This is a genomic window from Rhodonellum psychrophilum GCM71 = DSM 17998 (assembly GCF_000381545.1).
GTDB classification, from domain to species: Bacteria; Bacteroidota; Bacteroidia; order Cytophagales; family Cyclobacteriaceae; genus Rhodonellum; species Rhodonellum psychrophilum.
The window spans coordinates 1-1,372 of record NZ_KB906722.1 but is presented as its reverse complement, the minus strand read 5'-3'; the positions used below and the strand labels follow the sequence as shown (position 1 = coordinate 1,372).

Here is a 1,372-nt window from a genome sequence, read left to right as displayed (position 1 = left end):
TGGATCTGCAACAATAAAGTGGACAAATAAATTAGCCCGTTGATTTGTTGATTCCCGTCGCCTGCCGCGGGCTCCTCAAATTGTAAGTGCGATTTGAAATAAAATCACCCTGACAATTTCGAGGTCTTACCTTTTTGATTTCCTTATGCAGCATTTTTTTTGTTGATTTCCCCAAATTGTTCCGGTGAAAGATATCCCAGGGAAGAGTGTCTCCGAATTCTGTTGTACCATATTTCAATAAATTCAAACAGCTCCTGTTTTGCTTCTTTTACCGATTTGTACTTCCTATATCCTGTTTCTGATTTCAGGATTTTGAAGAAGTTTTCCGCCACCGCATTGTCCCAACAGTTCCCTTTTCTGCTCATACTTTGGGTTACATTTTTTGGGTCCAGTCGATTCCGGAATTCATTGCATGCATACTGAACACCCCTGTCCGAATGGAAAACCAGATCTTTGAAAAAAGGCCTGTTTATCTGTGCCATTCTCCATGCGGGCACTATTGTTTCACCGGCATGCATGGTTGTAGACATTGACCATCCGATTATCTTACGGTCATAAAGGTCCATTATCATCGTCAGGTAAAGCCATCCTTCACCTGTCCTGATATAGGTAATGTCCGATACCCATGATTTTGAAGGGCTTGTGGGGTTGAAATCCCTGTCAAGTATGTTGGGACTGATCTTGAACCCATGGTTCGAATCAGTCGTGCAGACTTTGAACTTTCCGGTGATGATACTCCTGATCCCGTTTGCTTTCATAATCCTGGCAACCCGAGGTCTGGACACGAAAAAGCCTCTGTCCCTGAGTTCCATAGTTATTTTGGGACTTCCGTACCTGCCTTTGCTTAAGTCATGTACTTTTCGGATTTCCTTGGATAAAACTTCCCTTTGTTCAGCACGTTTTGACGGTTTCCTGTTCAGCCAGGCGTAGAACCCGCTTCTGCCTACTTTGAATACCTTACACATCTTTTCAACAGCAAAATCTTGTCTGTGATCCTTCATGAACCAATATATTTGCTGTCTCCCCTGGAAAAGATGCCTACTGCCTTTTTTAGGATTTCCCTTTCTATCTCGGATTCTTTAAGAGCTTTCTTCAAGGCAAGGATTTCCTTTTGTTCCGATGAGTGATTCATGTTCCCGTTCCCAGGGAAACTCTTCACACCGTCAGACTTAAATTCCCTTGTCCACCTGCGTACAAGATCAGGCCCGATGCCTAATTCACTGCCGATTTCCGTACTGGTTTTACCGCTTAATTGTAACTCTACGGCCATGGTCTTGAAGGCCTTGTCAAATTTTCTTCTTTCTCTTTTACTCATTGTTTCAAATTTAAGAAAAGAGCTTAACTTATTGTTCATTCAAATGTAGCAAGTCCA

Annotated in this window: 2 protein-coding genes; both read right to left on the bottom strand. The window is 42.5% G+C overall.

All coding sequences use genetic code 11. From position 1 onward, the window contains the following. Positions 1–143 precede the first annotated feature (143 nt). Positions 144–1,001, bottom strand: a complete 858-nt coding sequence (locus tag F824_RS0125420) for an IS3 family transposase (RefSeq protein WP_019600755.1) — start codon at positions 999–1,001, stop codon at positions 144–146. Beyond that, entirely contained in the window at positions 998–1,315 is a 318-nt protein-coding gene (locus F824_RS0125415; RefSeq protein ID WP_019600754.1) for a transposase, read from the bottom strand. The genes F824_RS0125420 and F824_RS0125415 overlap by 4 nt, the downstream gene beginning before the upstream one ends. Between the last annotated feature and the right edge of the window lie 57 nt (positions 1,316–1,372).

Coding starts and splice junctions, on each gene's coding strand:
- F824_RS0125420 (WP_019600755.1), bottom strand. CDS start 1,001: ATGAAGGATCACAGACAAGATTTTGCTGTTGAAAAGATGTGTAAGGTA.
- F824_RS0125415 (WP_019600754.1), bottom strand. CDS start 1,315: ATGAGTAAAAGAGAAAGAAGAAAATTTGACAAGGCCTTCAAGACCATG.